The 575-nt window shown below is 72.7% G+C and carries 1 protein-coding gene; it reads right to left on the reverse strand.

All coding sequences use genetic code 11. The annotated features are described in order from the left end of the window. Window positions 1–135: 135 nt before the first annotated feature. Window positions 136–575 (reverse strand): GNAT family N-acetyltransferase (locus tag CCN33_RS27605; protein WP_483027256.1); only part of this gene is annotated, 440 nt, incomplete at its 5' end.

Raw genomic sequence — 575 nt, forward strand, 5'->3', positions numbered from 1 at the left:
CGATCGGCGTCGGCGGCGGTGCGCCGGAGCAGGACCACGGTTTCGCCACCGAGGCCGTGACCGCTCTGGTCTGAGCGAGCCGCACACCTGACGAGGGCCCCCGTGGTACTGCGGGGGCCTTCGTCATGCCGGAATTCAGCCCGCGGCCACCGTCAGCGGTGCGAACCTGCGGGTCCAGTCCCCCGGCAGATCCGGCGCGCCGAGCATCATGACCGCGTTCGACATCACCGGCGCCAGCCCCCGCTCCTTCGCCCAGACCAGCAGCTCCTCGTGGCGCACGTCGACATCGGTGCGCAGCGGGCGGTCGGTGTGGGCCGCCAGCGACTCGACGAGCGCCTTGGCGGTCTCCGTGTCGCGGGCGATCAGGGGACCGACGACATGGGTCCGCATGTTGGGCCATGCGGCGGTGTATCCCACGATGCGGCCGTCCTCCTCCGCCACGCGGACCTGGTCGGCGAAGGCGGGCAGCCGGACGAGGAGCGGGGTGCGGTCGACACCGAAGGCCTCCGCGTCGAGACGAAGGATCGACGGAAGGTCCTCGGCGGTCGCGGCCCGCGTCGGTACCGACGGCTCCG

This window comes from Streptomyces recifensis (assembly GCF_002154615.1).
GTDB lineage: Bacteria > Actinomycetota > Actinomycetes > Streptomycetales > Streptomycetaceae > Streptomyces > Streptomyces griseoluteus.